Genomic DNA, 2,434 nt, shown 5'->3' with positions numbered 1-2,434 from the left:
GGCATAAAGAGCGCGCACCAGCTGCGGGTTAATTTTATTAGTATCCTGAAAACCCCAAGTATTTTTAATCGTATCAAGATTGGCGCTCGGTAAAGCTTTTCTAATATCCAATGGCACTTTCCAAGCGATTAAATCTTCCCGGGTTAAAGGAGCATTGGGACGGAATAAAATGGTGCTACTATCTCCCGTTAAAGGAGAGGGAATTAACCCCGCTTCCGCTAATCCTTGAATATAAATATAATCGGGATCGTTATTTTTAACATCACTAAAAGCTGGGGAACTATTGGGAGTAGCTAAACGGATTTGTTTACCCGCTACATTAGCATAAATGGCATTATTAGCCTGTAACAACCAGCGAGCAAATTCTCGGCGCATTATTGTATCATTAGGGTTAAACTGATTGTTATTACCTGTTAATACTCCCAATCTAGCTAAGTCTTGAATGTGGCTTTTTAAGGTATTAGGTAAGGATTCGAGATCGTTAAAACTGGTGGGATTGAGATTGGGTAACGGAGAGGGACTAAGGGAGGGACTAGGGGAGGGACTAGGGGACGAAATTGGGGTTCCTATTGGACGATAATCGAGGCTATATTCGGTATTGGGAGAAGTGGCAGTTATGGTGATAGTTAACTCTAAATTATCTCGACGGGCCGTTAGGGTACTATTAACTCCTTCCCCAGAAAAGGGAGTGATAATTTCCCAATTATTATTAACTAATTCCTGTTGATAAAAAGCCTCGATCGCATTGCTGGGATCGTTGGATTGCCAACGGGTTTGTCCACCATTATTATCAGGATTTGTCTGCACGGATAATAATTCTGATTGACTATATCGAGGAATTTCTGCGGGAAAATTTGCGGGTAATTGCCTGTTATTAGGAGAATTTTCTGGTATGGGATTTGTTTGTAGATTAGGATCGGCAGCCAGACGATTTTCTAGGGCAGGATTGCCACTACAGGCTGCTAAAATGCCCAGCAGAGTGATAATTGTACTGTAGCGAATAAACTTACTCACGGTCTTTACCAATATTGTTTCCTTAGCTTTATCCTAGCCTATTTACTCAGGTTTTTGACTAGGGAAAATTCTGCGCCACCATTGACGTAATTTCCCCAGCAGAAATCCTCCTAACCCTTTTGTGTATTTTTCAAATTTGTAGTAAAATAAAATGTCGATTATATCCTGAGTGGAAAGATACTTGAGATAGGATACTCCTTGATCAATACGCGCATCACTATATTCTAAATAAACTTTGCGACTGAGGCGATCAGATAAATTCCATTTGGGTTGAAAATATTCTTGCATCCGCTGTTGATAAGGGGCAAAACTACTCGATTTTCCCTGTAAATATTCCTCCATGTATTGACAAGCAATTTCGGCTCCTTTCATAGCATAGCGAATACCTTCCCCTCCTAAAAAGTTAACCGTAGAAACAGCATCACCAATCGCTATAATATTCGGTTCTTGATAATAAATATCTTGCAGATTGAGCGAATATTCTAAAATAGACCCATGGATGTCGATTATATCATATTTAGAGAGATTTATGTAGGTTTGAATAATTTGTGTAATATAACTTTTTAAAGGCTTAACTTCAGAAATATAAGGATGTTCTCCCTCTAACCAAGCGGCTCCTATTTTTAATTGCTGATTATCCATAGGAAAAATCCAGCCATAACCTTTAGGACTCCATTTATGACCTAGAAAAAACACTAAATTATCTTGATATTTTTGATAATCTACTTCTGGCACAGTAATTAAATATTCAATGCCCACTGCTTTTAAAAAATCAGGTTTTTCTCGTCTGTGTTTATACATAACTGCTCTAGCATATCCCGTGGCATCAACCAATAAACGAGTAGTAACTGTCTCGATTTCCTCGCCTTTTGATTTCAAGAAAACAGTTAGCTGATCCTCCATCTGTTGATATTTCAGATAACGACAACCTAAACGAACTTCTCCCCCCAAACGCAGCACTTCCGCCGCTAAAAACTCTCGCAACTTGGCAAAATCAAAAACTACCCCTAAAGGTTGCGGTGATGACCAAAAATGATGTATGCTAGTGGAGATAATTTCGATATTTTTCCAAAACCTAGCCACTACGGTTTCGGGGAGATTGAATTGTTCTAAAATTTCTAGGGGAGAAGCGGCACTAGAAAAATTATTATCTTGCCAACTAGAATGTTGTTCCACCAAAAGAACACGATAACCTTTTTCACTTAATAATCTACCACAGTGACCTCCCGCCGGTCCACCCCCAATAATTACGACATCATAATCCATGATTTACTCCCTCGCCTAATCTTGCTAACTTGCTTTTATTTTACCCTAAATCGCCCTCTGTTAAACCCCAAACTTATGAAGCTGTTGTGCATCTAAATTTGATAAGTAGCTGGTTATAATTAAATTAAAAATGGATTTTAGGTTCGATCCCTCC

The 2,434-nt window shown here is 38.9% G+C and carries 2 protein-coding genes; both read right to left on the bottom strand.

The window, feature by feature from the left end; translation table 11 throughout:
* The coding region (locus IQ242_RS22470) for an S-layer homology domain-containing protein (RefSeq protein ID WP_193961470.1) at window positions 1-1,026 on the bottom strand (1,026 nt) is incomplete at its 3' end.
* 30 nt (window positions 1,027-1,056) lie between these two features.
* Window positions 1,057-2,280: an NAD(P)/FAD-dependent oxidoreductase gene (locus tag IQ242_RS22465; RefSeq protein ID WP_193961469.1), complete on the bottom strand. Its 1,224-nt coding sequence runs from the start codon at window positions 2,278-2,280 to the stop codon at window positions 1,057-1,059.
* Window positions 2,281-2,434: the final 154 nt, after the last annotated feature.

The organism is Microcystis sp. LEGE 08355, assembly GCF_015207185.1.
In the GTDB taxonomy this organism is placed as follows: Bacteria; Cyanobacteriota; Cyanobacteriia; order Cyanobacteriales; family Microcystaceae; genus Microcystis; species Microcystis panniformis.
This window is presented reverse-complemented; position numbering and strand designations above follow the sequence as displayed.

Coding starts and splice junctions, on each gene's coding strand:
- IQ242_RS22465 (WP_193961469.1), bottom strand. CDS start 2,280: ATGGATTATGATGTCGTAATTATTGGGGGTGGACCGGCGGGAGGTCAC.